Here is a 24,674-nt window from a genome sequence, read left to right on the forward strand (position 1 = left end):
GTGTAAGCCGCGGCGCTTTCATAGATACGAAAGTCCAAGGATAAGAACGAGAGATGAACGCACAACGCATACGAGTAAAACTGAAGTCGTTCGACGTCGAGCTCATCGATCAGTCGGCGCAATCGATCACGGTGAACGTGAAGAAGACCGGTGCGCGCGTGTCGGGGCCGATACCCCTTCCCACGAGCATACGGCGCGTTACCGTACTGCGCTCCCCGCACGTGAACATCAGGTCGCGGGAGCAGTTCGAGATGCGCATTCACAAGAGGCTGATCGATATCTTCAACGTTACATCGCAGACGATGGAATCGCTGAAGCGGCTGGAATTACCGGCCGGTGTCGATGTTGAAGTGAAGCAGTAACGTGCTCGCTTCGGCGAACAAATTTCGGTTCGAGGATACGCCTATGATAGGCTTGATAGGAAAAAAATTGGGCATGACGACCATTTTCGTTGAAGATGGTACGGCCGTACCGGCAACCGTGCTGGAAATGGGACCGTGTCTTGTCACCCAGATAAAGGACGTCACCACCGACGGCTACAAAGCGTTGCAGGTCGGCTACGGTGATGTCAAAGAGAAACATCTGAAGAAGCCGGAGATCGGCCACTTCAAGAAGCGCAATGTGAAACCCCAGCGATTCCTCAAGGAATTCCGCCTTGAGGATGTAAGCCAGTACACCGTCGGGCAGGAATTGACGGTCGGCCTTTTCAATAAAGGCGATTTTGTCGATGTGACCGCCGTTACCAAGGGTAAGGGTTTTCAGGGCGTCATTCGGCGCCACGGCATGCGCGGCGGACCGGGCAGCCATGGATCGAATTTCCACCGGCATGTCGGTTCTATCGGGCAGCGTTCCTATCCGGGTCGCGTGTTCAAGAACAAGGCACTGCCCGGCCATATGGGAAGTACCGTGGTAACGATACAGAACCTCAAGGTCATGGAGATACGTACGGAAGACAATCTGATAATAGTCCGCGGGGCCGTGCCGGGTGCGCGGAATTCGATAGTAAAGCTCACCTCATCGGTGAAGCAGAAGAAAGCGACGGCGTGATCGGGAGAATGGTATGCAGCTTACGGTAATAAATGAACAAGGATCGAAAGCGTCGACCATCGACGTCGCGGATTCGCTCGTAAAGACCGAAGTGAACAAGAACGCGCTCTATGAAGCGATAAAGAACGAACTGGCCAATCGCCGTCACGGGACGAGCAAGACGAAGTCCCGCGATGAGGTTTCCGGCGGCGGGCGCAAGCCGTTCCGTCAGAAAGGCACGGGCCGTGCACGCGCCGGTTCGACACGTTCACCGGTATGGGTGGGCGGCGGGCATGTTCACGCGATACGCCCGCGCGACTATCACTATACGCTCCCGAAACAGATCAAGCGCTTGGCGCTCCTTTCAGTATTCTCGCTCAAACATGGCGAGAATAATCTCACCGTCGTTGAGGACCTTGCTATTGATAAGCCGCAGACGAAGCGGATGGCGACGTTCATCAAGAAGGTGAGGAAGGAAGGCTCGAAATCGGTGGCCTTCATCGCGGGGAAGACCGGTGATGATAAGATATATCGGAACCTGCTCCTTTCGGTGCGCAATATCGGAAAGCTTGAGCTTTTGAACGCCGACGCGCTGGCGATACATCCGCTTTTCTACGCCGATGAGATAATCGTCACGAAGTCGGCGATGACAAAATTGAGCGATCGTGTGAAAAGTATCGCGAAGGCCGGGTAAGGGATCATGGAACAGAATAAATTCACCGCAATACTCACGCCCATGCTGACCGAGAAAAGCAATCAGCTCAAGGAAGGCAAGAACGACAAGCGACAGTATACGTTCCGTGTGCGCCAGGATGCGAACAAGACGGAGATAATGAAGGCGATAAGCACTCTGTATAATGTAAAGCCGACCTCCTGCAGCATCATCAATGTGAAGCCGCGTAAGAAGAACCGCCGCATGAGCGCGGGCGGGTATACGCAGCTGTGGAAGAAGGCTATCATCTCGCTCGGTAAGGGCGAAAAAATCGAAGCGTTGAAATAAGGATACAGCCGTGGGCATAAAAAGTTTCAGACCACTCACCCCGACGCTCCGCTACCGGACGGTAACGGGATTCGATGAGATAACGTCGGACACGCCGTGTAAAAAACTCACGCGCGGCAAGAAACGCATCTCGGGACGCAGTTCCCTCGGACGCATCGCGGTACGGCGGCGCGGCGGCGGACACAAGAAACTGTTCCGCGAGATCGATTTCAAGCGCGATAAACGCAATGTCGATGCCAAGGTGGTGAGCGTTGAGTACGATCCCAATCGTACGGCACGCATTGCGCTCCTGCATTATCCCGATGGCGACAAGCGCTATATTCTCTGGCCCGAAGGCCTTAAGGCCGGTGACCGTGTGATGTCGGGAGAGAATGCGAAGATAGCGGTGGGCAATGCGCTCCCGTTGTCGAAGATACCCCTCGGTACCATCATCCACAATATAGAGATACATCCCGGTCAGGGCGCGCAGCTGGTGCGTGCGGCAGGCGGCGGCGCTCAGATAACCGCGAAAGAAGGCGAGTATTGCATCGTACGGCTTCGTTCAGGCGAAGAGCGCAAGGTGCTTGTTCGCTGCTATGCGACGGTCGGGCAGCTCGGTAATGCAGACCACTTTAACGTCACGATAGGCAAGGCAGGCCGTATGCGCTGGCTCGGCAGAAGGCCGAAGGTGCGCGGCGTCGTCATGAACCCCGTCGACCATCCGCATGGAGGCGGCGAGGGGAAATCCGGCCAGGGCAATCCGCATCCGGTCTCTCCCTGGGGCAAGCTTACCAAAGGTTTTAAGACGCGTAAGAAAAGAAAATATTCGAATAGACTCATCGTCAAACGCGGAGGCAAATAAGTGTCACGCTCGATCAAAAAAGGGCCGTTCGTCGACAAGAACCTGTTCAAGAAGGTTCAGTTGGCCGTACAGGGCGGCAACAAACATGCCATTAAGACGTACTCGCGTGCGTCGACCATTATCCCGGAAATGGTGGGAATGACCATCAATGTGCACAACGGCAAGACGTTCATCCCGGTCTATGTCCAGGAAAATATGATCGGCCACAAACTCGGTGAATTCGCACCGACACGGATGTTCCGTGTGCACGGCGGCGTATCGAAGGCCGAGACCGAGAAGGCAGGATAGCGATCATGGATTTCAAAGTATACGTTCGTCACGTCCGTATAGGACGGAATAAAATAGCGCGTCTTCTGCCGTTCGTGAAAGGTCAGTATGTGCAGCGTGCGCTTGCGAATCTCCGGACATTGCCGCAGAAAAGCTCGCACACCTTGTCAAAGGCGATAAAGAGCGGCATGGCGAATGCTCTTTTCACGAACCGCAATCTCAACCCCGATACGCTTTGGGTAAAAGAGGCTCGAGTCGATATGGGTACGCGCCTCAAACGTTCGCAGCCCATGCCGCGCGGGAGCGCCGGTTCGATAACGAAGATGTATTCGCACGTTTCGCTCACGCTGACGAGCGATCTGAAGCCGGAAAAGATCCGGAAGAAAAAAGGCATGGGTATCATCGCGGCACCGGTGAAAGAAGCGGCAGCATCTGCTAAGCCGACATCGCCGGAAAAAACGGCGGTGCCGGTAAAACAGGCCGCGCCGAAAACGGCGAAAAAGGAGTGATCGAATAATGGGACAGAAGGTCAATCCAATATCGCTTCGGCTGGGCGTCAACCGCACGTGGCCGTCGAAGTGGTTCGACAGCAGGAATTATACGAAGCACCTGCATGAAGATATCCGCATCCGCAGCGCGGTCGGTACGTTCTATTCGAAGACGCTCAAAGATGAGCAGAAGAAATCGGGCGGCGGCAAGCGCGAGCATTATGACCCGGCGATATCGAATATCGAGATCGTGCGGTTCTCGGACCGCATCAACGTGTTCATTATCTCCGCACGACCCGGTGTCGTCATCGGCCCCAAGGGTGCGCGTGTTGAGGTGCTCAAGGGCGTACTGCAGAAATTAACGGCGATGCCGCTGCAGGTATCCATAAAGGAAATAAAGCAGCCGGATATCGACGCTGCTATCGTAGCGCAGTCTATCGCGCGACAGCTTGAGATGCGTGCCTCGTTCCGACGTGCCATGAAGCAGGCGGTCTCTCAGGCCATGAGAAGCGGCGCCAAGGGCATAAAGATCGTCTGCGCCGGCCGTCTCGGCGGGGCCGACATTGCACGGACGGAAAAGTACAAGGAAGGTCTTGTGCCGCTCCATACGCTCCGTGCGGACATCGATTATGGTACGGCTGAAGCGCTTACGACATATGGATTGATCGGCGTAAAGACGTGGATCTATAAAGGCGAGATACTCGATAAAAAAGAGAAAAAATTGCAGGATGACGCCGGCAAGGTAGTCACGAGCAAAGGAGTTTCATAATGTTTGCCCCGGCTCGTTCCAAGTTCAGAAAACATCATCGCGGCCGGATGAAAGGAATGGCCAAGCGCGGGAGCGATTTTGCGTTCGGTGATTATGGTCTCATCTCGACAGAACCGTGCTGGGTGAAGGACAAGCAGATTGAGGCGGCGCGTGTCGCCATTATGCGCTATATGAAGCGTGTCGGTAAGCTCTGGATACGCATATTCCCGGACAAGCCGTACACGAAAAAGCCCGCTGAAACGCGGATGGGGAAAGGCAAAGGGAACCCGGAATTCTGGGTGGCCGTTGTTAAGCCGGGCAGAATGTTGTTCGAAATGGCCGGAGTTGACGAAGCGACAGCGCGTGAGGCGTTCAGGCTTGCGAGGTTCAAGCTTCCGGTGATAACGAAATTCGTGAAGCGCGAAGGGTAAGTGTATGGCGAAGAAAGATAAGACAAAAACATCGTTCAGCGACATGAATCCCGAGCAGCTTAAGGCGAAGCTTGCGGAGACAGAGGCGGAGCATCAGAAGCGGCGGTTCACGAAGGTCACCGGCGAGTTGACGCAGACGCATCTCATCAAAGCGGCGCGTCGTGATGTGGCAAGAATAAAAACAATGATGCGCAAGCATTCGCTTGCGAAGCAATAAGAGGTGTATCGTGACTGAGACGAAGAAAAAAGTCCTCATCGGAACGGTGGTCGGCACAAAGATGAAGAAGACCGCGGTCGTGAAGGTCGTGGGGCATAAGGTGCATCCGTTCTATCGGAAACGTATCGTGTCATCGAAGAAGTACAAGGTGCATGATGAGAAGAACGAGTGCACGGTCGGGGACGAAGTTGAAATAATCGAATGCCGTCCGTTGAGCCGAGAAAAACACTTCCGGCTTCAATCGATAGTGAAGAAGGCCGACGGTATTGTTGTCGATACAGGACTTGAGGCCGATGTTGAGAAGGCCATGAAAGTTGAGAAGAAGGTCCCGCAGAAGCCGGCGGCTGCCGAGGCGCCCGTGAAAGCAGAAGCAGATGCCTCCGGAACGCAGGCATAAGGCGCGGGGAAGGAAACACGTATGATACAATTAATGAGCCGGCTTTCCGTCGCGGACAATACCGGTATTAAACGGCTTAAATGCATCAAGGTCCTCGGCGGTACGCGAAGGCGTTATGCCTCGGTCGGCGATGTGATCGTCTGCTCGATCAAGGACATCATACCGACATCGGCGTTCGAGAAAGGCGGCATCGTGAAAGCGGTGATCGTCCGGACGAAGAAAGAGATAAAGCGGAAGGACGGATCGTACATCCGGTTCGACGATAATGCCGCTGTTGTTATCGATGATAAACTGGAACCGCGCGGCAAGCGCATCTTCGGACCCGTAGCACGCGAGCTTCGCGACTGCGGTTTCATGAAGATAGTATCGCTTGCGCCGGAAGTCCTCTAGGGAGAGCGGGATGCCGAAGACATATAATGCAAAAAAGGCCATTATCGAAGCCAATCGTTCTGTGAAGTTCAAGATCCGCAAGGGTGACACGGTCGAGGTCATCAGCGGAACGTATAAGGGTAAGCGCGGGGAGGTCATCTCCGTTGATCGCGCGCTCGGACGGGTGACGGTGAAGGGCGTTAATCTCATGAAGAAGACGGTGCAGAAGAGCCGTGAGCACCAGAAGGGCGGGATCATCGAGCGCGAGGCGCCGATGCATATCGCGAAGGTCATGATCGTATCGGCAAAGACGGGTAAAGCTACACGCATCGGGAGAAAGATCGTCGACGGCGCTGCCAAGCGCTTCGAGCGGTCGTCCGGTGAGCTTATCGATAAGTAGTAAGGAACGAGTATGCGTTTGAAGGAATTGTATCACAAGAAAGTGCGCTCCGAGATGCAGGAGGCGATGAAGTACACGTCGATCATGGCGGTGCCCCGCGTGACCAAGGTCGTGCTCAACATCGGCGTCAGCAAGGCTATCGAGGATAAGAAATTCGTCGATACCGCTGCCGAAGAGTTGAGCCTTATCGCCGGCCAGCGCGTGATGAAGACACGCGCCAAGAAGGCCATATCGAATTTCAAACTTCGCGAGGGACTTCCCATCGGCTGTATGGTGACGCTCCGCGGCGATCGTGCGTATGATTTTCTTGAGCGTCTCATCTATATCGCGCTTCCGCGCGTGCGGGACTTTCAGGGAATACCGCGCCGGGGCTTCGACGGCCAGGGGAATTACAATCTCGGCGTCAAGGAACATATCATATTCCCCGAAGTCTCATATGAGAAGACCGATATGATCAAGGGAATGAACATCACCATCGGTACGACGGCGAAAACGGATGAAGAAGCGCTCGAGCTTTTGACACGGCTCGGCCTTCCATTCAGGAAAAAGTAGGAGAAAAAAGAATGGCACGTCTCGCGATGCGCTTAAAGGCGCTCAAAAAACCGAAATACAAAACGCGGAAGCACAACCGCTGTCCCATTTGCGGACGTCCGCGGGCATACCTGCGCGACTACGATATGTGCCGTTTATGTTTCCGAAGATTGGCGAGCAACGGGATGATACCCGGTGTCACCAAGGCAAGCTGGTAGGAGAGCACGATGAGCGTTCATGATACGATCGGTGATGCACTGACCATGGTGCGAAACGGCATGATGGCGAAGAAAAGCGCCGTCGAGGTGCCGTTCAGCGGGAAGATCTTCAATGTTATGAAGATACTGAAGGACGAAGGGTTCGTTGAGAACGTCCGCAAGGTCGAGGTAAAGGGCCGGCGGTTCTCTCGGATAAAGATCGTCCTCAAATACGACGATTCGCAGAAATGCGCTATCGACGGGATAAAGCGGATCTCAAAACCGGGGCTGCGCGTGTATACGACGGTGGAAACCATGCCGCGTGTATTGAACGGTCTTGGTATAGCGATAATTTCGACGCAAAAGGGTATGATCACCGACAAGAAGGCTCGCGCCATGCAGGTTGGCGGCGAGGTCGTTTGTTACGTATGGTGATGAATATGCAAGGACAAATAGTATGAGCAGAATCGCAAAAAGACCTATTGCAGTCCCCAAGGATGTGACGGTTTCCGTTTCCGGGAGCACGGTCACGGTAAAGGGAAAGCTCGGCGAGCTTGTAAAGACGTTCTCATCCGACGTGGTTATTCAGTCGAATGACGGATCGGTCACTGTTACGCCTCCGGCATTGCAGATAACGGATAAAGAGAAGCTTCTGCGGGAGATAAAAAAGAACTATTCCGCCAAGCTTGGTCTCACCTGGAAACTCATCCAGAACATGATAGCGGGCGTGACCGGCGGTTTTAAGAAGACGCTCACCCTTGAAGGGGTGGGGTACCGCGCGAGTGTTGAGGGCGCCAATCTTGTGCTTAAGGTGGGTTACTCGCACGATGTGCGCATTGGCATACCGAAGGGCATAAAGCTCGGTGTCGATAAGAACCAGGTCATCATAACGATCGAAGGGGCTGACAAGGACCAGGTCGGCGAGTTCTCAGCATATGTACGCAAGCAGCGCTCGGTCGAGCCCTATAAAGGGAAAGGCATTCGTTACTTGGGCGAGTATGTGCGCAAGAAAGAAGGCAAGGCTGCCGCGAAGTAACGAGGAGGAAGAAGGAATGAACGCGTCTGAACGATTGAAAGCATCGAAACTGCGCAGGAAGATGCGCATACGGAAACGTGTGATCGGAACTACGGAACGCCCCCGTCTTGCCGTGAGCAAAAGTCTCAAGTATATATCGGCGCAGATAATCGACGATACGAAAGGCATCACGCTCGTAAGCGCTTCGACGATAGAGAAGGATATGAAGGGCGGGAAGAATGTTGCGTCCGCAGAAGCGGTGGGGAAGCTCATCGGAGAGCGGGCGAAGCAGAAGAATATCGTGAAAGTAGTGTTTGACCGCAGCGGGTTCAGTTATCAGGGCAAGCTCAAAGCGCTTGCCGATGCTGCCCGGGCGGCAGGCCTCGCGTTCTAGTGTAGTCGGGTAAGGAGTACAGAGTGGCCAAGCGCAATCGTGATAGGGACCAGGAATTCGGTCAGGAAGAGAAGAAGGAATTCGAGGAAAAGGTGATCGCGTTGAAGCGCGTTGCAAAAGTCGTCAAGGGCGGACGCCGCTTCAGCTTTTCGGCGCTCATCGTGCTCGGCAACAGACTGGGCAAAGTGGGACTCGGTTTCGGTAAGGCAAAGGAAGTGCCCGAAGCGATACGCAAGGCCAATGATCATGCGCGGAAGTCGATGGTCGATGTATGTCTCCGCGGCGGTACGGTACCGCATGAGATCATCGGAAGGCACGGGAGCACGCGTGTACTCCTCAAGCCGGCAAGCAAAGGTACCGGTGTGATCGCGGGCGGTGCAGTACGCGCCGTTCTTGAGGTCGCCGGTGTGAAGAACATTCTGTCGAAGAATCTCGGATCGTCCACCCCGGTGAACAGCGCGAAAGCGACGTTCAATGCGCTTACCCATCTGGTGAACGCCGAATCGGTCGCAAGGAAGCGCGGGAAGACGGTCGAAGAAATATACGGTATCGCTGAGAAGACCGAGGCCGTGTCCTAACACGGGAGAAGATGATGAAAAAAGTGAAGATAGAGCTGATGAAATCAACGTTGCGGCACCTGCAGGCCCAGAAAGACACCGTGCGTGCGCTCGGGTTCAAACGGCATGTGCGTGTTGTCGAGAAAGAGCTGTCGCCGGCGGTGCAGGGCATGATAAACACCGTCTCGCATCTCGTGCGTGTAAGCGAGGTAAAGTGATCTTATGGAAAATAAGAAAGCATTGATACCCCCGAAAGGGAGCAGAAAAGATACGAAACGTGTCGGCCGCGGCACGGGTTCCGGCTGGGGCGCAACGTCCGGTCAGGGGAACAAAGGCGCGCAGGCCCGCAGCGGATATCGACGCAAAGGCGGTTTTGAGGGCGGTCAGATACCGCTCCTGCGCCGGCTGCCGAAATTCGGTTTTAACAATAAACGTTTTCAGAAGACGGTCGATGAGATCTCGTTGGCAGATCTCGATGCCATCGGGAAAGATACGGTCGATCGCGAAGTGCTCAAGGCGGGCGGTTTCATTGCGAGCGACGGCAATCGCATCAAGGTGCTCGGCGACGGGGCGATAACCCGTGCGGTAACGGTCACCGTTGATGCCGTAAGCAAGTCGGCACGGGAAAAGATAGAGAAAGCCGGCGGCAAGGTCGTTCTTATCGAGCATAAGGTTTGGCAGCGTACGCGGCCTGAAAAAGTGAAGAAGGCGAAGAAGGCGGTCAACTGATGGCAAGCCCCATCACCAACATATTCAAGATACCGGAACTGAGAAGCCGTGTTTTCTTTACGCTCGGCGCTCTCATCGTGTACCGTATCGGCGCGCACATACCGACGCCGGGCATCGACCCCGCGGCGCTGCTCGAATATTTCGAAAAGAACGGCTCGGGTCTGCTCGGTACTCTTGATCTGTTTTCCGGCGGTGCGTTGTTCAAGTTCACGATATTCGCGCTCGGCATAATGCCGTATATCACCGCGTCCATCGTTATGCAGCTCCTGACGGTGATGGTACCCGCGATAGAACGCCTTCAGAAAGAGGGCGAACAGGGTCGAAAAAAGATCAATCAATATACGCGTTATATGACCATCGTGTTCTGCGCCGTCCAGTCATTCGCTTTGGCGAATTGGATAAAGGGCATCGAAGGCGGGAGGATGGTCTATTTTGAGAACCCGGGCATCGGCTTCCTCCTTCTTGTGGTCATCACATCGGTGACCGGTACGCTCTTTCTCGTATGGCTCGGCGAGCAGATAACCGAACGCGGCATAGGGAACGGCACCTCGCTCATCATCTATGCAGGCATAGCGGCGCGCATACCGCAGACCATAGTCGAAACGGTCGCAAAGGTCCAGACGGGCGATTTCAATGCTCTCGCCATGGTGCTCATGTTCGCCATATTCGCCGTCGTCATTTTCTTCGTCGTGTTCGAGGAAAGCGGCCAGCGACGTATCCCGGTACAGTATGCGAAACGGGTCATCGGGAATCGGGTCTATGGCGCCCAGAACACGCATATCCCGTTCAAGATCAATCCGTCCGGTGTTATTCCCATTATATTCGCCTCTGCCATCATCATGCTGCCTGCGCAGCTTTCGAGCATTGTGCATGCGAAGTGGCTGAACGGCATCCTGATGTTCTTTGCGCATGGAAGCTGGTCTTATATCGCCATCTATTTCCTTCTCGTCATCGGTTTCGCCTATCTGTACACGTCAGTGCTTTTCAATCCGGTCGATATCGCCGAGAACCTCAAACGTTCGGGCGGTTTTGTTCCCGGTATACGCCCCGGCACGCAGACGGCGGAATATCTGCAGGGAGTGCTTTCACGGCTTACGTTCGCCGGTTCGTTCTTCCTCGCGATGATCGCCGTATTCCCCGATCTCATAATGAAAGTCCCGCTTTTTTCAAGCGCCCCGCAGTCGCTTCCGTACCTCATGGGCGGAACGTCGCTGCTTATTCTCATAGCTGTGGATCTGGACACGATGAAACAGATCGAGTCCCGGCTGCAGATGCACAACTATGACGGGTTCATGAAAAAAGTCAAGACATACAGGAGCTAGCGCGGTATGCCTGAAAAGGAGACCATAGAAGTCGAGGGTGAAGTGGTGGAATCGCTTCCGAATGCGACTTTCAGGGTGAAGCTCGCCAATGGTCACAAGATACTCGCGCATATTTCCGGGAAGATGAGGATGAATTTCATCAGGATCCTCCCCGGGGATAAGGTGATGATGGAGCTTTCGCCCTATGACCTCACGAAGGGCCGCATCATCTACCGGTACAAGTAAGGAGTTGTGCATGAAGGTTCGAAGTTCGATCAAAAAACGCTGCAGCCAGTGCCAGATAGTGCGCCGGCGCGGTGTGATCCGGGTGATCTGCAAGAACCCGCGTCATAAACAAAAGCAGGCGTAAGGAGAAAGCACATGGCACGTATAGCAGGCATCGATCTACCGCCCAATAAGCGCCTCGAGATAGCGCTTACGGCGATCTATGGGATAGGGCGTTCGCTCGCGCACGTTATCTGCGGCAAGGCGAATGTCGAGGTCGGCATGAAGGCGAAGGACCTTACCGACGAACAGATCACCGCACTGAGGGAAGCCATCGAGTCGACCACGAAGGTGGAAGGCGAGTTGCGCACCGAAGTGATGATGAACATCAAGCGGCTTAAGGATATCAAGACGTATCGCGGCACGCGGCATCAGAAAAAACTGCCGCTCCGCGGTCAGCGCACCCGTACGAATTCCCGCACGGCACGAGGCGGCGGACGCAGAACGGTCGCGGGCAAGAAGAAAGCCCCGTCGAAAGGCTAACTATGAGTATCAAGAAGGAGCAGTATCGTGGCTGACAATAAACAACAGGGCATGACCGAGGCGCAGAAACTCGTTGCGAAGAAAGAGGCTGACGCCATAGCCCGGAAGAAGAAAGCGAGGAAGATCGAATCGTTCGGATATGTCCATATCCATGCGAGCTTTAACAATACGATCGTAACGGTGACTGACCGCAAGGGCAATGCCATCGTGTCGTCATCGTCGGGTGCCTGCGGGTTCAAGGGGTCGAAGAAATCGACACCGTTCGCGGCACAGGTGGCGAGCGAGCGTGCCGGCCACAAGGCGTTCGATGTCGGCGTACGCGAGGTCGACGTGCGAGTGAAGGGCCCGGGCATGGGCCGCGAGTCCGCGATACGCGCGCTTGAAGCGAGCGGCCTCAAAGTGCTCGCAATAAAGGACGTTACGCCGCTTCCGCATAATGGATGCCGACCGCGCAAGCGTCGGCGTGTATAGGAGTGTAAGGAGAGACCATGGCACGAACTACCCATTCCGTCTGCAGGCTCTGCAGGCGTGAAAAAACAAAATTGATGCTGAAGGGCGACCGATGCCTGTCGGCGAGATGTGCGATAACGAAGAAACGCGATATACCGGGGCCGAAGAACCGGCGGATGAAACAGCTTTCCGAGTTCGGCGTTCAGCTTCGCGAGAAGCAGAAGGTAAAACGCGTGTACGGCGTGCTCGAGCGGCAGTTCCGCAATATGTACCGGGAAGCGACACGCCGGAAAGGTATTACGGGCGAGGACCTTCTTAAGATGCTCGAAATGCGTCTTGACAATGTCGTCTACCGGCTCGGGCTCGCGAAGTCACGCGCACAGGCGCGGCAATTCGTCACCCACGGACATATCCTGATAAACGGAAAGAAGGTATCCATCCCCTCGCGTCAGGTGCTCATCGATGATGTGATCGAATATCATGCGAAGAGCAAGGACCGTCCAGTCATGAAAGAGCTCGCAGAGAACGTGAAGACCGAGTATCTTTCTCCGTGGCTGTCGTACGATGCGGCGACGCAGAAGGGGAAAGTGATAGCGTTCCCGCGCCGCGAGCATATCGATTTCCCGGTGACCGAACAGCTCATCATCGAATTGTATTCGAAGTAATATCAAGTTTATGTGAGGAAACAGCCTATGGCGCTCAAAGACATACTGGAATCAACGAAAAAGCCCCATCGCGTTACGTTCGAACGCGAAGAGGTAACGCCGGTGTTCGGCCGCTTTACTGCGCAGCCGTTCGAAAAGGGTTATGCGGTGACGGTCGGCAACGCCGTTCGGCGTGTGCTTCTTTCATCGATACCCGGATATGCCGTTTCCGCGATAAAGATCGACGGGGTCAGCAATGAATTCGAGAACATCAAGGGCGTAAAAGAGGATACGGTCGTCGTCATACTGAACCTGAAGAAGGCCGTCGTACGGCTGACCGACGGGCTCGATGCTAAGACGGTCCATATCAAGAAGGAAGGCCCGGGTACGTTCACGGCCGGCGATATCTCGCTTGCCGACAGCGGCGTAGAAGTGATGAACAAGGACTTGGTCATCGCAACGCTCGCACAAGGTACGAAACTCTCCATCGACCTGCAGATCGATGCAGGATATGGCTATGTCCCTTCTGAGATGAACGAACAGCTTGTGCAGGAAATAGGTGCGATAACGATCGATGCGATGTATTCGCCGATACGCCGTGTGCGCTTCGAGGTCGAGGACATCCGCGTCGGTCAGCGCACCGACTACGGCAAACTTACCCTTGAGGTCGAGACGAACGGCGCTATATCCCCCGAAAAGGCGGTGTCATGGGCCGCAAAGATACTGCGAAACAATCTCTTCGCATTCCTCCATATCGAGGAATCGAAGGACGATGCCGCAGGGGCGGACGGTGCGTCCGAAGAGAGCGCACTTGACCGTTTACGGGATGTACACATCGAGGAAGTTGAGTTCTCGATACGCACGGCGAATTTCCTCGCGACCAATGACTTGAAGACGCTTGACCGCGTTGCCATGAAGAGCGAGGGGGACCTTGAGCGTATGACCGGTTCCAATGAGATGATCATCCAGGAAATTAAGGAAAAGCTAGCCGAATACAACGCAACGTTCGGTATGCGGTAAACCAGGGAGAGAAAGCCGATGCGGCACAGAAATACGATAAAAAAATTCGACATGCGAAAGAGCCAGCGTGTTGCGATGTTCCGCAACATGCTCACCTCGCTCATCATGAAGGAAAAAGTGTTCACGACGAAAGAGAAGGGCGGCGTTCTGAAGAAGATAGCGGACAAAGTGATACACAAGGCGAAGACGAAGGGCATCAACGTCCGGCGCGATATCTCGAAGTATGTCCCTGCGGAGAACGCGCAGAAGAAGCTCATCGATGTCATCGCTCCGCGCTTCATGACACGCAACGGCGGCTATACGAGGAAAGTGCTCGCGTATCGCCGGTTCGGGGATGCTGCAGAGATGTGCTATGTGATGCTCTGCGATGAGAAGCCGGCGGCAGCGCCAGCGGGAGATAAGAAGTCATCTTAGCAGCAACGATAGTGCCGACGGTTGACTTTTTAGAACGATATACTACTATTAGTCTGCCATCCCGATACGACGGGGCGGCGGTCAGGGAAGTGTCACGAATACCCATCGAGTGTGCGATTACGGTGCATCGGCTTCAAGAGCCGGGCAGAGGTCCACTATTTGGACATGCGGGCAGCGTTCAGCGGTCCGAAAAAATATGAATAAAAAGCAAATGAACAATAAAAAGCATGTGCCCACCGGCAATGCGGATGAGGAGATACACGGTGTCTGAACAGCGAAGAAACATGAGGCGCGGCCCGAAGCGCGGCGGCCGGCCGAACGACCATGGGAATTACAATTACAACAGCGAGCGCGATGATCGTATTAAATATCGTGTTCCGCCGATGGGCGGGGCGGAGGGTGATCCGCAAGTACCGCCGACAGGCGACGTGCCGCCGTCGGACCAGCCGACCGAAATAACCAGGACGACGGACGGCGAGGTCGACAAGGAAATATTCATAAGCAAACTGTCAGCGATGGCGATGGATGAATTGATCGCCATCGGGCGCCGATATGGGCTTACCATCGAGGGGAATATACGCCGCCAGGACCTCATGCATGCGCTTCTGCGTGCACAGATAGCGAGCGGCGGATCGATATTCGCCGATGGTACGCTCGAAGTACTGCCCGACGGGTACGGATTTCTCCGATCGACGATCTTTAATTATCTCCCCGGGCCGGATGATATCTATATCTCGCCGTCGCAGATACGCCTCTTCGGCCTGAGAACGGGTGATGCCGTGACCGGGCAGGTGCGCCCGCCGAAGGACAATGAGCGTTTCTTTGCGCTCCTTCGCGTCGATACGGTGAACGGATACCGTACCGATGAGATATTCAACCGCCGCCAATTCGACACGCTGACGCCGACGTTCCCCAACGAGCGGCTCAATCTTGAGTTCTCTCCCGGGAAGATACCGACGCGCATCATCAATCTCGTATCGCCGATAGGGAAGGGGCAGCGCGGGCTTATCGTATCGCCGCCGAAAGCCGGTAAGACGATGATACTCCAGGAAATAACGAATGCCATCGAGCATAATCACCCCGAGGTGGTCGTCATCGTGCTGCTTATCGATGAGCGCCCCGAGGAAGTGACCGATATGAAACGCTCTGTCAAAGCGGAAGTGATAAGTTCGACGTTCGATGAACAGGCGGAGCATCACGTGCAGGTGGCGGAAATGGTCATTGAAAAGGCGCGGCGCCTCGTCGAGCACGGCAAGGATGTCGTCATCATGCTCGATTCGATAACCCGTCTTGCGCGCGCGTACAATCAGGTCGTCCCCGCGAGCGGGAAGATCCTTTCCGGCGGTGTCGATTCGAACGCGCTGCATAAACCGAAGAAATTCTTCGGCGCGGCGCGCAATATAGAACAGGGCGGTTCTCTCACTATCATCGCGACCGCGCTCGTTGAGACCGGCTCGCGCATGGATGAGCTCATCTACGAGGAATTCAAGGGCACCGGTAATATGGAACTGCATCTTATGAGGAAGCTCGCCAACAGACGCATATTCCCCGCTATCGACATCAATGCATCATCGACACGGCGCGAAGAGCTCATCCTCACCGAGGAAGAGAACACGAAGATGTGGGCGTTAAGGAAATTCATCCAGAACATGGAAGAATCCGAGGTTATGGACCTCATCATCGAGAAGATGCGTTCGACGAAAGATAATATCGCGTTCCTGAGATTGCTGAACTCGTAAGGAGCGGTTGACCCATAACGATATCTTCGCTCATTGAGCGGGGTCGAAATGAGCGAAAAGCATGTCCATGAAAAATAAGATCGGCGCCTTGGCTCCGCTCGGCGACCGCTTTTTCGTTAGCCATCTTCAATGCATCTGACGCACTGATGCCCCGTCCACATACGCTGGTGTGATCGAGGTCCGGATCGGTCCGGGCGATCGTATCGATGCAAGCAGCGACCGCGCGGCGGCCGCGTACACCTCGCTGAGCGAAAGATCGATGGTGGCGAGCGAGAAGGGCAATGTCTGTGTGAACGGAAGATTATCATAACCGATGAGCGAAACATCCCCCGGTATGCGTATGCCGCTTTCGGTGAGCGCATGTACGACGCCTATCGCGGTCAGATCGTTCACGATGAATATCGAATCGACAGAGCCGTCCTTGATCGAACGGACCACTGCTTTTCCTGAGGTGTAGCCGCCGGCAATACCGAGGGCTCCGTTCATGAGCATGGGCTCCTGCTCGAAACAGCTTGCGAATCCTTCCCAGCGCTGCGCGCAGACATTGTTCTGTGCGAGCGCGCCGGTGATATGTGCCGGTTTTGTGAGCCCGTGTTCCCTGAACCGCGTTCCCGCGAGCTTTCCGCCGGCGTATTCATCGACGAACACCGTATTGATGTCGTGCGCCATGTTACGGTAGCAGCAGACATACGGCATGCCGAGCGTGTGCATGTGCGCTGCTTCCCGGTCGGTGAGAGAGTGGCAGATGACGGCGTCGCATTCTTCACGGATATGATCTATCTCGCCGATGTCCGTGAACGAGCGGAGCATGAGATTGAACATCGAAGAATCGATGACCGACTGAACGGCGCGGATGACATCGGCATAGAGCCAGAGATAATACCGTTCGTCGGGTGATGATGCATGGGGACGCCGCTCAAGGAACATGATGGAACCGCTTGCGTTCCGGCGAAGCGCGCTTGCATGTTTATCCGGTACATAGCCGTATTTCGCCGCAGCGGCCAGTACGCGCTCACGTTTCTCGGGGGATACGGAATCCGGGTCATTGTACACTCGGGATACGGTCGCCGAGCTTACCTTCGCTTTTTTGGCGATGAGATCGCGTGTCGGCATGTTGTTACGTGTTCTGTTCCAGCCAGGTGAGCAGAGCATCGGCTTCAGCCCTGTCTCTGACACCGTGCGGGCAGTATACTACGCCTTTCGGATCGAGCTCTTTGTGATATTTCTTTATCACATCGACGCTGCCCCAGAGCTGAAGCCCCTTGCCCGCTTTCTGCACTTTCTTGAGCACATCCATCCATTCATGCTGCGGCGCCTGTCCGTCGCCGGGCACCCATTGTATCGCATCGAGCTTTTTTATTGCGAGCAGGCTGTCGAGATGCGTGAGCGCCTGCGGGCCGTCGAGGTGATAGATGCTATGGTCGAGGAAATTCGCCTCTTCTTCGAGCGCCGGGATGATGTATTCATTTGCGGTGTCCGGAGATACCATACAGATGAAGTCGCATTGAATGGTCGCGTAGCGGCCCGAATGCCAGAACGGTATCCAGCATGATGTTCCGTTCTCTTTCATGCCGCCTGCATCGTACAGTGCATTGTATACCGGCGGATACATCTTCCGGACCGAGCGCATCGCCTCGGTTATACGTTCGGGACTATCGTAGAAATCCATGCACAGCCGCTCGGGATTGCGAAGTGCCGAAAGCGTGTCCGCGTTCGAATGGAGGTCGCACATCGAAACGATATAACGGCCTTTGCCGTGTTCGCGGAGTTGCCGTGAAAATTCCATGAGGCTTTTCCAAGTCTCGTTGTCGGTGTTCACGCGCAGGTTCGGCAAGAACGTTCTCCAGTCGTCCACCATGGGCTCGACCCAGTTCGTGTTCATGCTGCCCTCGGAGAACTGCAGGCGCGCGCCGCAGAGCGCGGCGAACTGATCGGGGCCGTGGTCGGGGGAGAACATCGGTATCGATTCCGCGAGATAATCGGTGCTGTCAATGACGGTATCGATATGATCAAGATATCCGCGATAGTCCTTCGTGCAGGCAAAGTGGTAGAGATGCCCTTTCGGTGGGACCGCCGTTTTCCCCGGTTTTCGCACATTGAGCACCACCGGCGGGCGTTTGTATACATCGCCGGCCCAGTAGTGTTCCCAGCGTTTAACAGCCTCATCAAGGTCCGGTTTTGTTGATAGTTGCATGGTTAACTCCTATATGATGTACACGTGTACAAATATAGGTCAATTCCATGAAAAGTCAAGTGTTTACACAATTATTTTACGTCAGGTCTTTCTCGTTGAACACTTCACCCTCGAATACTTCGAATTGGACGGCCCCTTTTCTCCACTCATCCGGCTTAAGCCCTGCTTTCATGCAGGTATGTGAAAGGAAGGTGTCCCTGTCCCAGTGATGTTCGACGGGCACCTGCGGGAGGAGAAGTCCGCGATTATGCCCTTTCGTTGCGACAAGCCCGTGCTTGCCTACGACCACGGCATCAGTGCTTTGTATCGGTGTAAGCGGAGAAAGCACGGTTATCTCGATGACGATGTTCTTGAGTTCGCGTTCCGTTACCGGGGAGAAACGCGGGTCGCGGAACGCCGCCGACAGGGCCATATCGATGACGCTCTGCGCGAGCGGTTTTACGCCTTCAACATAGCCGATGCATCCGCGAAGTTCGCCGTCGGTGTCGTGCAGCGTGACGAATACGCCGCATTGTACAGCAAGCTCCGCATTCGCATTATCCGCCCGCGGAGCCGGTCTGCCCGCGCATCGCTGTGCGATCGTCTGCCGGGCGAGAGAGAGCAGGAATATTTTCGATTTTGATGAAAGCATGTATACCTCCGCAGGCGCCTGATACGGCTGATTGTACAAGCATACTGATTTTTTTCAATCGAGGTAAGTGTTCTAACCGAACACAATTGACATTTCGATATATTCCGGTAATCTGCGTTCATGGTCGTCGCGCTCGCAGTGTTCACCGTTCGCATTCCGCATGCGGCATCGCTCAAGGATAAGCGGCATGTGGTCCGCCCGCTCATTGAGCGGCTGCGCCGGGAACATGCGTTCGCCGCATCCGAGGTTGAGTTCATGGACGAACATACGCGTGCGCGTATCGGTCTTGCCGGGGTAGGGAACGACGCACAGGTGCTTCGCGGAGCCGTTGACAAGTGCTTCTACGCGCTCGAGGAGGACTATCCGAATACCATCACCGATACGGATGTCGAGATGATGACCTTTCACGGGGGTGAGTGATGGACGCGCGTGCGATAGCCGTTCGTGTGTTCAATCGCGGGCTTGCGGGATGCAGGAGCGATTGGCGTCTCGATGAAGAGGGGGCGCTCACGCATCGCCTCTATTTTATACGCGGCGGCAATGCGACGTACGATGACGGAACGCGACAGAGGCTCATGCATCGACATCTCTATATCTTCCCGTCGAACACGAAATATTCCATTACGCATGACCCGCGTGATCCGCTTTCGGTGGTGTTCTTCTATGCGGCGTTCCTGCCGGATATCGCCAATCCGCTCATCGATGTCGATCTTGCGGCATGTGAGCCGCTCAATGCACTCGGCGAATGGCTCTATCAGACCTATGCCGCACGTATGGGGAGCAGCGTCATGGAAGAGTTCGTTGTCGCACAGATATTATCGCTCGTGTCGTCCGTCGTACCGCTCGTGCCGATCGCGGATGCGCGTATCCTCGGCGTACTTGAGCGCATCAACAAGGCCCCGTCAGCTCCGCTTTCGCTTGCCGAGCTTGCGGGCACTGCCGGACTTGAACGCCACTATTTCGTGACACTGTTCAAGAAGGTGACCGGCACGACGCCGATGCGCTACATCGCCGGGCGCCGTCTCGAAGAATCCCGGCGGCTCATCAGCACCGGCCGTTCGGTACGCGACGCTTCACGCGAGGCGGGCTTCTCCGATGAGAAGAGCTTCTCGCGTCTGTTCAAGAGGGTATACGGGCTTGCCCCGAGCGTTCTCGCCCGGGAGCATGGACGATATTAGGGCTGTTCCTTACAGCGATATCATATGCACTTCGTATATGTCCGGCATCGCATGCACTTTATCGAGCACTTCCTTTCCGGGTTTCGTATCGAGCACGAGCACATTGAGCGCGCGCTTGCTCGATTCCTCGATGGTCAGGCGCATGTCGTTGATGTTGATCTTCTTATCGCCCATGATGGTGCCTATCTGCCCGACGAAGCCGTAGCGGTCCTTGCAGATGACAAGGAGCACATGCCCCTGCGGCTGCATCTCGATATGATACTGATCGTACCGTACGATACGCGGTTTGCCGTCGGTGAACACGGTGCCCCATATCTCTACCGATTTTCCGCTTTCCGTCGTTATCTTCACTGCGATGATCTCGCTGAAATCGCCTATCTTCGTGATGTTCCGTTCGACGACGCTGATGCCGCGCTCGCGAGCGATGACCGGTGCATTCACGAAATTCACGCTGCTGTCGCTGCCGATAAGGGAAGAGATGAGCCCCTTGAGCACGGCTGTGGTAAGTATCTTCGTCGGTTTTTCGGTTATGCTCCCCGAGTAGGTCACTTCCACCTTGGTAATGCTCGCTCGTGCGACCTGTGCAAGGAAAGCGCCGATCTTCGATGCGAGCTCGACGAAATTCTTCATTTCGTTGTAGATGTGAGCGTCAATAGCAGGGAAATTGACCGAGTTGTGCGCAACGTTATCGCGGAAATAGCTTACGAGTGCGTTCGCGGTCTCTATCGCCACCGATATCTGCGCCTCTTCGGTGGATGCGCCGAGATGCGGCGTGGTTATGCAGTTGTCAAGGTCGGCATAGATGAATTCCTTCGGCGGTTCGGTTATGAACACGTCGAGCGCTGCGCCGGCAATACGTTTTTCCGCGAGCGCATCCCGAAGATCGTTCTCGTTGATGATGCCTCCGCGTGCGCAGTTCACCAGACGCACGTTCGGTTTCATCAGAGCGATCTCTTTCTTCGTGACAAGGTCCTCCGTTTCCGGTGAGAGCGGCGTATGGACGGTGATATAATCGCTTTCCTTATAAATGCGTTCGAGCTTCACGAGCGTTACACCGAGCGTCTTCGCCCCCTCTTCGGGGAAATACGGGTCATGCCCGAGCACATTCATCCCGAACGCGATGGCGCGTTTGGCCACTTCGCGTCCGATGCGTCCGAGCCCGATGATACCGAGCGTCTTGCCGTGCATCTCTATCCCTTCGAATTTCTTCTTCTCCCACACCTTCTGCTTCATGCTCGCATACGCCTGCGGTATATTGCGCGAAAGAGACATGAGCATGGCGAACGAGAGTTCCGCCGTCGATATGGTGTTGCCGCTTGGGGCGTTCATGACCACGATGCCGCGCGCTGTCGCCGCCGGGATCTCTACATTATCGAGGCCTACACCGGCCCGGGCTATGAGCTTAAGGATCTTCCCTGCATCGATCACTTCCTTGTCCGCTTTTGATGCGCTTCGTACGATGAGCGCATCGAACGCTGATATCTCTTTCAGAAGTTCATCGCGCGGTGTTTTTGCATTGACTTTGACATCGAAAATGCCGCTTTTCTCGAGTATCTCGATGCCCTCTTTTGAGAATCCGTCTGCGGCGAATACTTTATACCTGGCCATGGTGTGTTCTCCTTATTATCATGCTATACGGGGTCGCGTGCCACCGATTTCGTGCTTGGGATACGTACGGTCTTCAGCCTTTCGGCGTTCCCTTATAGAGTACTTCCTGCGCTGCCGCAAGCGACGCTCCGAAACTGAACGCATGCCCGAGGTCCTTGAGCGCGAATTCGAGCGATGAAAGAGTCACAACGATATCGCTTTTGTCATAGTAGCCGATATGGCCGATACGTATGATGTCAGCCTTTTCGACGTCCTGTGACCCGGCGATGGATACTTTGTACTTTTCTTCCATGAGCGATTTTATCTTCTTGCCGCCGATGGCTTTCGGCGCGAGCACCGCAGTAACACCGTTCGCGGGATTGACGGGGAACACCGAGAGCCCGAGCGCCTTGCAGCCGTTGCGTGTCGCCTCAGCGATGTTCGCGTGACGCGCGTATACGTTCGCAAGTCCTTCCGCGAGCATCATATCGATGACCTTATCAAGACCGATAACGAGCGTAAGCGCCGGGGTCCATGGGGTCGTCTTTTTCTCAAGTTCCTTCTTTGCTGCCTTGAGATCGAAATAGAACACCGGCGTTCTGTTCGCTTCAACGCGCTTCCATGCCTTGTCCGACAATGCGATGAGCGCGAGCCCCGGCGGTATCATGAGCGCTTTCTGAGAACCGGTGAGAACGATATCGAGCCCCCATTCGTCCATCGGGCATTCGTGTACACCGAGCGCGGTAATGGCGTCGACGACGAGGATGGCGTCAGTAGGCGCGGTCACTTTTGCGAGTGCTTTCACATCGTGCATGGCGCCGGTAGACGTCTCGCAGTATTGGACGAAAACGGCTTTGATCGTCTTATCCGCTTTAAGCTTCGCTTCGACGACGGCGGGGTCGATAGACTTTCCCCATTCGACCGCTATCTCATCGACAACGGCGCCGTAGCGTTTGGCGATCTTCGTCCATCGTTCGCCGAATTTTCCGCCGTTGATGGTGATGACCGCATCGCCCGGGTTTATCGTATTGACGACGGCCGCTTCCATGGCCCCCGAACCGGATGCAGTGAGCGTGAAAACATCGCGCGATGTGCCGAACACGGTGCGCAACTTTTCCGACATCGCTGCGAAGAGCGTATCGAATCGCTTGGTGCGGTGGTGATAGATGGGCTTTGCCATTGCGAGCAAAGCGTCGGATGGGACCGCTGTGGGTCCGGGGGAGACGAGATGTTCCTTGTACATGACCATACTCCTTACGGTTTAATAGCGTTCACTCCATTGCTCGAATCCGTTTCAAGGCTACTTTTTTATTTGCACTCGAAGAATCGGGCGAAGACTGAAACCGTAAGCAGAACGCCGGGACTACTCTTTTATTCGCACCCGTAAGCGTTCACGGTGTATGGTCGTACTGTCAAAGATCAGTGAGGACGGCTACTTATGATGCAGCGTGCTGTTCCTCTTGATGCTCTCCGCCCCGCAGATGGGGCAGTGCGTGATGGAATTCTCGATGAGATCGTCGATGAAAGAAAGTTCATCGAGCTCGGAACGTTCGATGTCCGATTCGTCGATGTCCCACGTGTAGCGGCATTTTTTGCAGCTGAAGGACACGAGATATCCTTCGTACGTGGGATAACGGCCCTCGACCTTTCGATAGCCGTCGATCAGGTTCGCCATTGCCATATACAGCGATCTCCTTTGTCTTTTTTCGGTCAACGCAAGAAGTGTACTTTCTTGGTTTATCAGAGAGGCTATAATATAATAACGAATTCCCCTATTGTCAAATTTTTTACCGTTTAGATAATTCTGTTAACCGGCATGGCGGGCTATTTTCCTGCCGTCGGAAATCCACTCCCAGTAGCGTTTCGGCACAAAATGCGATAAAAGCCTTAAATTTTTGCGTTCTTTGATGTATTGAGATTCGTAATATACGTCAAAAATGCGCGATATTTCACTTTCCGGGGTGCCCTTGATGTCGACCGTATCGATGCGCTCCGGGGCCCCGGAAAAGTGCATATGCGTGCCGTTCTTGACAGCGATGGTGTTCCCCGGGTAGCGCTTTCTCAGGAAAATGAGGATCGCGTCGACGACATGGAAATCCGTCTGTATCTCCCCATAAAGCATATTGGGGCGCGGTGTTGACAGCCGTATGAAACCGAGGAGACGATGCCACTCCCGCATGGCCTGATTCGAGTATGCAAGGAAATGCGCATGCGTAACGGCCGACTTCTGCAGTACCGCATCGATGCCGCGGGAGAACGCTTCGCGGACGGTCTCGGCGATGATGCCCACGCGCTCATGCGCATGGTGACGCGATGCCCAGAACAAGTGGCGATGCATGACGGAGCGCTTGCGCGTATCGTACCAGCTTTTGTGAAAATCGCCGTATGCGGACTTATATCGTTTGGCGTCCGCCCGCATGTCCTTTGCATCGAGTACGACCGGGGCTGCGAGGGGGAGTCCGTCCGCATCGTCCCATAGTTCGGCATCCGCAAGGCGTGCAAACATGACCGCATGGAGTATGGAATCGGGGTCGCGCGGGAGTACGATCATCATAACGGGTCCTTGCCTGCGGTACCGGGAAGTTTATTGGCATTCGGAAAAATAGCAATATCAATGTTGCCGGCCGCTTGATGTCTATCGCAGATGTCGCGCTGTGGTATTGACGGTATGCGCTGTCGGGAATATACTGTCGCTCATGACATCTTCGATACAGAAAAACGATGGGTTGCTCAATCTGGTGATGGCACAGCTGAAACGGTACATGCCGGTGATAGCAGTCATCGCTGTGTTCGCCGCCGTCCTTGTCATTCTTTGGTCAATATTCGGCGTCAGATACCGCACAGTACGCCTGAAGCAGGCGCGTACGTTCATCGAAATGACCGCAAAGACGGATAAGGCATCATTCGAAAAGCTCATACTGTCAGTGACCAACGAGATACGCCGGCTCAATGCCGTGGTGAACGTGTATGATCCGAAAAGCGAGCTGTCGGAACTTAATCACCGCATCCTCAATGGCGGCAGGCGCATTCAGCTCTCTGATGAGATGGCGCGTCTTTTGTCGGAAGGTCTTTTCTACGCGAAGGAGACCGGGGGGAAGTACGACATCACGATACGCCCTGTCATGATGCTCTGGGGTTTCG

The 24,674-nt window shown here is 54.8% G+C and carries 38 protein-coding genes and 2 pseudogenes; 33 read left to right on the forward strand and 7 right to left on the reverse strand.

Features of this window, described 5'->3' with window-relative positions; all coding sequences use genetic code 11:
- Positions 1 to 53 precede the first annotated feature (53 nt).
- The 30 genes and pseudogenes from rpsJ (at position 54) to rho (ending at position 15,943) form a co-directional block, all read left to right on the forward strand.
- Positions 54 to 362, forward strand: a complete 309-nt coding sequence (rpsJ, locus tag AABZ39_17405; protein MEK6796559.1) for a 30S ribosomal protein S10 — start codon at positions 54 to 56, stop codon at positions 360 to 362.
- Positions 363 to 405: 43 nt separating this feature from the next.
- Positions 406 to 1,047: a 50S ribosomal protein L3 gene (rplC, locus tag AABZ39_17410; protein MEK6796560.1), complete on the forward strand. Its 642-nt coding sequence runs from the start codon at positions 406 to 408 to the stop codon at positions 1,045 to 1,047.
- A gap of 13 nt (positions 1,048 to 1,060) precedes the next feature.
- Positions 1,061 to 1,720 carry a 50S ribosomal protein L4 gene (rplD, locus tag AABZ39_17415; protein MEK6796561.1) on the forward strand — a complete coding sequence of 220 codons (660 nt, stop codon included), beginning with the start codon at positions 1,061 to 1,063 and terminating at the stop codon, positions 1,718 to 1,720.
- 6 nt (positions 1,721 to 1,726) lie between these two features.
- Complete coding sequence (gene rplW / locus AABZ39_17420; GenBank protein MEK6796562.1) at positions 1,727 to 2,026, forward strand: 50S ribosomal protein L23; 300 nt, start codon at positions 1,727 to 1,729, stop codon at positions 2,024 to 2,026.
- Positions 2,027 to 2,036: 10 nt separating this feature from the next.
- A complete protein-coding gene (gene rplB / locus AABZ39_17425) occupies positions 2,037 to 2,867 on the forward strand; it encodes a 50S ribosomal protein L2 (GenBank protein ID MEK6796563.1) in 831 nt (276 codons plus the stop codon).
- Positions 2,868 to 3,155: a 30S ribosomal protein S19 gene (rpsS, locus tag AABZ39_17430; protein MEK6796564.1), complete on the forward strand. Its 288-nt coding sequence runs from the start codon at positions 2,868 to 2,870 to the stop codon at positions 3,153 to 3,155. It abuts the gene before it with no gap.
- A gap of 5 nt (positions 3,156 to 3,160) precedes the next feature.
- Complete coding sequence (locus AABZ39_17435) at positions 3,161 to 3,643, forward strand: uL22 family ribosomal protein (protein MEK6796565.1); 483 nt, start codon at positions 3,161 to 3,163, stop codon at positions 3,641 to 3,643.
- Between the two features lie 7 nt (positions 3,644 to 3,650).
- Positions 3,651 to 4,391 carry a 30S ribosomal protein S3 gene (rpsC, locus tag AABZ39_17440; protein MEK6796566.1) on the forward strand — a complete coding sequence of 247 codons (741 nt, stop codon included), beginning with the start codon at positions 3,651 to 3,653 and terminating at the stop codon, positions 4,389 to 4,391.
- Entirely contained in the window at positions 4,391 to 4,801 is a 411-nt protein-coding gene (gene rplP / locus AABZ39_17445) for a 50S ribosomal protein L16 (protein MEK6796567.1), read from the forward strand. The genes rpsC and rplP overlap by 1 nt, the downstream gene beginning before the upstream one ends.
- A 4-nt stretch (positions 4,802 to 4,805) precedes the next feature.
- On the forward strand, positions 4,806 to 5,018 hold the full coding sequence (gene rpmC, locus AABZ39_17450; protein ID MEK6796568.1) for a 50S ribosomal protein L29: 213 nt from the start codon (positions 4,806 to 4,808) through the stop codon (positions 5,016 to 5,018).
- 10 nt (positions 5,019 to 5,028) lie between these two features.
- Positions 5,029 to 5,280, forward strand: a pseudogene (gene rpsQ, locus AABZ39_17455) (30S ribosomal protein S17).
- A 156-nt stretch (positions 5,281 to 5,436) separates the two neighbouring features.
- Positions 5,437 to 5,805 (forward strand): 50S ribosomal protein L14, encoded by a 369-nt coding sequence (rplN, locus tag AABZ39_17460; protein MEK6796569.1) that lies wholly within the window; start codon positions 5,437 to 5,439, stop codon positions 5,803 to 5,805.
- A gap of 10 nt (positions 5,806 to 5,815) precedes the next feature.
- Positions 5,816 to 6,184: a 50S ribosomal protein L24 gene (rplX, locus tag AABZ39_17465; protein ID MEK6796570.1), complete on the forward strand. Its 369-nt coding sequence runs from the start codon at positions 5,816 to 5,818 to the stop codon at positions 6,182 to 6,184.
- A 12-nt stretch (positions 6,185 to 6,196) separates the two neighbouring features.
- Positions 6,197 to 6,736, forward strand: coding sequence for a 50S ribosomal protein L5 (gene rplE, locus AABZ39_17470; protein ID MEK6796571.1), 540 nt, complete (start codon positions 6,197 to 6,199; stop codon positions 6,734 to 6,736).
- A gap of 11 nt (positions 6,737 to 6,747) precedes the next feature.
- Positions 6,748 to 6,933, forward strand: a complete 186-nt coding sequence (locus AABZ39_17475; protein MEK6796572.1) for a type Z 30S ribosomal protein S14 — start codon at positions 6,748 to 6,750, stop codon at positions 6,931 to 6,933.
- Between the two features lie 9 nt (positions 6,934 to 6,942).
- Complete coding sequence (gene rpsH, locus AABZ39_17480) at positions 6,943 to 7,347, forward strand: 30S ribosomal protein S8 (protein ID MEK6796573.1); 405 nt, start codon at positions 6,943 to 6,945, stop codon at positions 7,345 to 7,347.
- 22 nt (positions 7,348 to 7,369) lie between these two features.
- Positions 7,370 to 7,948 carry a 50S ribosomal protein L6 gene (gene rplF, locus AABZ39_17485; protein MEK6796574.1) on the forward strand — a complete coding sequence of 193 codons (579 nt, stop codon included), beginning with the start codon at positions 7,370 to 7,372 and terminating at the stop codon, positions 7,946 to 7,948.
- A 16-nt stretch (positions 7,949 to 7,964) separates the two neighbouring features.
- Complete coding sequence (gene rplR, locus AABZ39_17490) at positions 7,965 to 8,321, forward strand: 50S ribosomal protein L18 (GenBank protein ID MEK6796575.1); 357 nt, start codon at positions 7,965 to 7,967, stop codon at positions 8,319 to 8,321.
- 23 nt (positions 8,322 to 8,344) lie between these two features.
- Entirely contained in the window at positions 8,345 to 8,899 is a 555-nt protein-coding gene (rpsE, locus tag AABZ39_17495) for a 30S ribosomal protein S5 (GenBank protein MEK6796576.1), read from the forward strand.
- Between the two features lie 14 nt (positions 8,900 to 8,913).
- Positions 8,914 to 9,096, forward strand: a complete 183-nt coding sequence (gene rpmD, locus AABZ39_17500; GenBank protein MEK6796577.1) for a 50S ribosomal protein L30 — start codon at positions 8,914 to 8,916, stop codon at positions 9,094 to 9,096.
- 4 nt (positions 9,097 to 9,100) lie between these two features.
- Complete coding sequence (rplO, locus tag AABZ39_17505) at positions 9,101 to 9,607, forward strand: 50S ribosomal protein L15 (protein ID MEK6796578.1); 507 nt, start codon at positions 9,101 to 9,103, stop codon at positions 9,605 to 9,607.
- Positions 9,607 to 10,929 carry a preprotein translocase subunit SecY gene (gene secY, locus AABZ39_17510; GenBank protein MEK6796579.1) on the forward strand — a complete coding sequence of 441 codons (1,323 nt, stop codon included), beginning with the start codon at positions 9,607 to 9,609 and terminating at the stop codon, positions 10,927 to 10,929. The genes rplO and secY overlap by 1 nt, the downstream gene beginning before the upstream one ends.
- 6 nt (positions 10,930 to 10,935) lie before the next feature.
- A complete protein-coding gene (gene infA, locus AABZ39_17515; protein ID MEK6796580.1) occupies positions 10,936 to 11,154 on the forward strand; it encodes a translation initiation factor IF-1 in 219 nt (72 codons plus the stop codon).
- A gap of 10 nt (positions 11,155 to 11,164) precedes the next feature.
- On the forward strand, positions 11,165 to 11,278 hold the full coding sequence (rpmJ, locus tag AABZ39_17520) for a 50S ribosomal protein L36 (GenBank protein ID MEK6796581.1): 114 nt from the start codon (positions 11,165 to 11,167) through the stop codon (positions 11,276 to 11,278).
- Positions 11,279 to 11,289: 11 nt separating this feature from the next.
- Complete coding sequence (rpsM, locus tag AABZ39_17525; GenBank protein MEK6796582.1) at positions 11,290 to 11,676, forward strand: 30S ribosomal protein S13; 387 nt, start codon at positions 11,290 to 11,292, stop codon at positions 11,674 to 11,676.
- 51 nt (positions 11,677 to 11,727) lie between these two features.
- Positions 11,728 to 12,147, forward strand: coding sequence for a 30S ribosomal protein S11 (gene rpsK, locus AABZ39_17530; protein ID MEK6796583.1), 420 nt, complete (start codon positions 11,728 to 11,730; stop codon positions 12,145 to 12,147).
- A 17-nt stretch (positions 12,148 to 12,164) separates the two neighbouring features.
- A complete protein-coding gene (rpsD, locus tag AABZ39_17535; protein ID MEK6796584.1) occupies positions 12,165 to 12,791 on the forward strand; it encodes a 30S ribosomal protein S4 in 627 nt (208 codons plus the stop codon).
- A 27-nt stretch (positions 12,792 to 12,818) separates the two neighbouring features.
- Entirely contained in the window at positions 12,819 to 13,790 is a 972-nt protein-coding gene (locus AABZ39_17540) for a DNA-directed RNA polymerase subunit alpha (GenBank protein ID MEK6796585.1), read from the forward strand.
- A gap of 18 nt (positions 13,791 to 13,808) precedes the next feature.
- A complete protein-coding gene (gene rplQ / locus AABZ39_17545) occupies positions 13,809 to 14,204 on the forward strand; it encodes a 50S ribosomal protein L17 (protein MEK6796586.1) in 396 nt (131 codons plus the stop codon).
- A gap of 494 nt (positions 14,205 to 14,698) precedes the next feature.
- A pseudogene (gene rho / locus AABZ39_17550) lies at positions 14,699 to 15,943 on the forward strand (transcription termination factor Rho).
- Positions 15,944 to 16,069: 126 nt separating this feature from the next.
- Here the strand turns inward: rho and AABZ39_17555 are convergent.
- From AABZ39_17555 to amrA, 3 genes are all read right to left on the reverse strand, one after another.
- A complete protein-coding gene (locus AABZ39_17555) occupies positions 16,070 to 17,056 on the reverse strand; it encodes a LacI family DNA-binding transcriptional regulator (GenBank protein MEK6796587.1) in 987 nt (328 codons plus the stop codon).
- A 4-nt stretch (positions 17,057 to 17,060) separates the two neighbouring features.
- A complete protein-coding gene (locus AABZ39_17560) occupies positions 17,061 to 18,137 on the reverse strand; it encodes a hypothetical protein (GenBank protein ID MEK6796588.1) in 1,077 nt (358 codons plus the stop codon).
- A gap of 76 nt (positions 18,138 to 18,213) precedes the next feature.
- Positions 18,214 to 18,768 carry an AmmeMemoRadiSam system protein A gene (gene amrA, locus AABZ39_17565; GenBank protein ID MEK6796589.1) on the reverse strand — a complete coding sequence of 185 codons (555 nt, stop codon included), beginning with the start codon at positions 18,766 to 18,768 and terminating at the stop codon, positions 18,214 to 18,216.
- A gap of 120 nt (positions 18,769 to 18,888) precedes the next feature.
- Here amrA and AABZ39_17570 point away from each other — a divergent pair, with 120 nt between their 5' ends.
- On the forward strand, positions 18,889 to 19,188 hold the full coding sequence (locus AABZ39_17570; GenBank protein ID MEK6796590.1) for a DUF503 domain-containing protein: 300 nt from the start codon (positions 18,889 to 18,891) through the stop codon (positions 19,186 to 19,188).
- Positions 19,188 to 19,946 (forward strand): AraC family transcriptional regulator, encoded by a 759-nt coding sequence (locus AABZ39_17575; GenBank protein MEK6796591.1) that lies wholly within the window; start codon positions 19,188 to 19,190, stop codon positions 19,944 to 19,946. Before AABZ39_17570 ends, AABZ39_17575 begins: the two co-directional genes overlap by 1 nt.
- A gap of 9 nt (positions 19,947 to 19,955) precedes the next feature.
- Here AABZ39_17575 and serA read toward each other — a convergent pair whose 3' ends face one another.
- From serA to AABZ39_17595, 4 genes are all read right to left on the reverse strand, one after another.
- Complete coding sequence (gene serA / locus AABZ39_17580) at positions 19,956 to 21,554, reverse strand: phosphoglycerate dehydrogenase (GenBank protein ID MEK6796592.1); 1,599 nt, start codon at positions 21,552 to 21,554, stop codon at positions 19,956 to 19,958.
- A gap of 73 nt (positions 21,555 to 21,627) precedes the next feature.
- Positions 21,628 to 22,776 carry an alanine--glyoxylate aminotransferase family protein gene (locus tag AABZ39_17585; protein MEK6796593.1) on the reverse strand — a complete coding sequence of 383 codons (1,149 nt, stop codon included), beginning with the start codon at positions 22,774 to 22,776 and terminating at the stop codon, positions 21,628 to 21,630.
- A 189-nt stretch (positions 22,777 to 22,965) separates the two neighbouring features.
- Positions 22,966 to 23,214: a hypothetical protein gene (locus tag AABZ39_17590; GenBank protein ID MEK6796594.1), complete on the reverse strand. Its 249-nt coding sequence runs from the start codon at positions 23,212 to 23,214 to the stop codon at positions 22,966 to 22,968.
- 126 nt (positions 23,215 to 23,340) lie between these two features.
- Entirely contained in the window at positions 23,341 to 24,087 is a 747-nt protein-coding gene (locus AABZ39_17595; protein MEK6796595.1) for a DUF4130 domain-containing protein, read from the reverse strand.
- Between the two features lie 100 nt (positions 24,088 to 24,187).
- On the opposite strand from AABZ39_17595, the gene AABZ39_17600 reads away from it, so the two are divergent.
- Positions 24,188 to 24,674 (forward strand): FAD:protein FMN transferase (locus tag AABZ39_17600; protein MEK6796596.1); only part of this gene is annotated, 487 nt, incomplete at its 3' end.

Source organism: Spirochaetota bacterium (assembly GCA_038043445.1).
Taxonomy (GTDB): Bacteria; Spirochaetota; Brachyspiria; order Brachyspirales; family JACRPF01; genus JBBTBY01.

What these genes read in the sequence shown, in the direction of transcription:
- rpsJ (MEK6796559.1), top strand. Translation starts at nt 54, where the DNA reads ATGAACGCACAACGCATACGAGTAAAACTGAAGTCGTTCGACGTCGAG.
- rplC (MEK6796560.1), top strand. Translation starts at nt 406, where the DNA reads ATGATAGGCTTGATAGGAAAAAAATTGGGCATGACGACCATTTTCGTT.
- rplD (MEK6796561.1), top strand. Translation starts at nt 1,061, where the DNA reads ATGCAGCTTACGGTAATAAATGAACAAGGATCGAAAGCGTCGACCATC.
- rplW (MEK6796562.1), top strand. Translation starts at nt 1,727, where the DNA reads ATGGAACAGAATAAATTCACCGCAATACTCACGCCCATGCTGACCGAG.
- AABZ39_17435 (MEK6796565.1), top strand. Translation starts at nt 3,161, where the DNA reads ATGGATTTCAAAGTATACGTTCGTCACGTCCGTATAGGACGGAATAAA.
- rpsC (MEK6796566.1), top strand. Translation starts at nt 3,651, where the DNA reads ATGGGACAGAAGGTCAATCCAATATCGCTTCGGCTGGGCGTCAACCGC.
- rplP (MEK6796567.1), top strand. Translation starts at nt 4,391, where the DNA reads ATGTTTGCCCCGGCTCGTTCCAAGTTCAGAAAACATCATCGCGGCCGG.
- rpmC (MEK6796568.1), top strand. Translation starts at nt 4,806, where the DNA reads ATGGCGAAGAAAGATAAGACAAAAACATCGTTCAGCGACATGAATCCC.
- rplN (MEK6796569.1), top strand. Translation starts at nt 5,437, where the DNA reads ATGATACAATTAATGAGCCGGCTTTCCGTCGCGGACAATACCGGTATT.
- rplX (MEK6796570.1), top strand. Translation starts at nt 5,816, where the DNA reads ATGCCGAAGACATATAATGCAAAAAAGGCCATTATCGAAGCCAATCGT.
- rplE (MEK6796571.1), top strand. Translation starts at nt 6,197, where the DNA reads ATGCGTTTGAAGGAATTGTATCACAAGAAAGTGCGCTCCGAGATGCAG.
- AABZ39_17475 (MEK6796572.1), top strand. Translation starts at nt 6,748, where the DNA reads ATGGCACGTCTCGCGATGCGCTTAAAGGCGCTCAAAAAACCGAAATAC.
- rpsH (MEK6796573.1), top strand. Translation starts at nt 6,943, where the DNA reads ATGAGCGTTCATGATACGATCGGTGATGCACTGACCATGGTGCGAAAC.
- rplF (MEK6796574.1), top strand. Translation starts at nt 7,370, where the DNA reads ATGAGCAGAATCGCAAAAAGACCTATTGCAGTCCCCAAGGATGTGACG.
- rplR (MEK6796575.1), top strand. Translation starts at nt 7,965, where the DNA reads ATGAACGCGTCTGAACGATTGAAAGCATCGAAACTGCGCAGGAAGATG.
- rpmD (MEK6796577.1), top strand. Translation starts at nt 8,914, where the DNA reads ATGAAAAAAGTGAAGATAGAGCTGATGAAATCAACGTTGCGGCACCTG.
- rplO (MEK6796578.1), top strand. Translation starts at nt 9,101, where the DNA reads ATGGAAAATAAGAAAGCATTGATACCCCCGAAAGGGAGCAGAAAAGAT.
- secY (MEK6796579.1), top strand. Translation starts at nt 9,607, where the DNA reads ATGGCAAGCCCCATCACCAACATATTCAAGATACCGGAACTGAGAAGC.
- infA (MEK6796580.1), top strand. Translation starts at nt 10,936, where the DNA reads ATGCCTGAAAAGGAGACCATAGAAGTCGAGGGTGAAGTGGTGGAATCG.
- rpmJ (MEK6796581.1), top strand. Translation starts at nt 11,165, where the DNA reads ATGAAGGTTCGAAGTTCGATCAAAAAACGCTGCAGCCAGTGCCAGATA.
- rpsM (MEK6796582.1), top strand. Translation starts at nt 11,290, where the DNA reads ATGGCACGTATAGCAGGCATCGATCTACCGCCCAATAAGCGCCTCGAG.
- rpsK (MEK6796583.1), top strand. Translation starts at nt 11,728, where the DNA reads ATGACCGAGGCGCAGAAACTCGTTGCGAAGAAAGAGGCTGACGCCATA.
- rpsD (MEK6796584.1), top strand. Translation starts at nt 12,165, where the DNA reads ATGGCACGAACTACCCATTCCGTCTGCAGGCTCTGCAGGCGTGAAAAA.
- AABZ39_17540 (MEK6796585.1), top strand. Translation starts at nt 12,819, where the DNA reads ATGGCGCTCAAAGACATACTGGAATCAACGAAAAAGCCCCATCGCGTT.
- rplQ (MEK6796586.1), top strand. Translation starts at nt 13,809, where the DNA reads ATGCGGCACAGAAATACGATAAAAAAATTCGACATGCGAAAGAGCCAG.
- AABZ39_17555 (MEK6796587.1), bottom strand. Translation starts at nt 17,056, where the DNA reads ATGCCGACACGCGATCTCATCGCCAAAAAAGCGAAGGTAAGCTCGGCG.
- AABZ39_17560 (MEK6796588.1), bottom strand. Translation starts at nt 18,137, where the DNA reads ATGCAACTATCAACAAAACCGGACCTTGATGAGGCTGTTAAACGCTGG.
- amrA (MEK6796589.1), bottom strand. Translation starts at nt 18,768, where the DNA reads ATGCTTTCATCAAAATCGAAAATATTCCTGCTCTCTCTCGCCCGGCAG.
- AABZ39_17570 (MEK6796590.1), top strand. Translation starts at nt 18,889, where the DNA reads ATGGTCGTCGCGCTCGCAGTGTTCACCGTTCGCATTCCGCATGCGGCA.
- AABZ39_17575 (MEK6796591.1), top strand. Translation starts at nt 19,188, where the DNA reads ATGGACGCGCGTGCGATAGCCGTTCGTGTGTTCAATCGCGGGCTTGCG.
- serA (MEK6796592.1), bottom strand. Translation starts at nt 21,554, where the DNA reads ATGGCCAGGTATAAAGTATTCGCCGCAGACGGATTCTCAAAAGAGGGC.
- AABZ39_17585 (MEK6796593.1), bottom strand. Translation starts at nt 22,776, where the DNA reads ATGTACAAGGAACATCTCGTCTCCCCCGGACCCACAGCGGTCCCATCC.
- AABZ39_17590 (MEK6796594.1), bottom strand. Translation starts at nt 23,214, where the DNA reads ATGGCAATGGCGAACCTGATCGACGGCTATCGAAAGGTCGAGGGCCGT.
- AABZ39_17595 (MEK6796595.1), bottom strand. Translation starts at nt 24,087, where the DNA reads ATGATGATCGTACTCCCGCGCGACCCCGATTCCATACTCCATGCGGTC.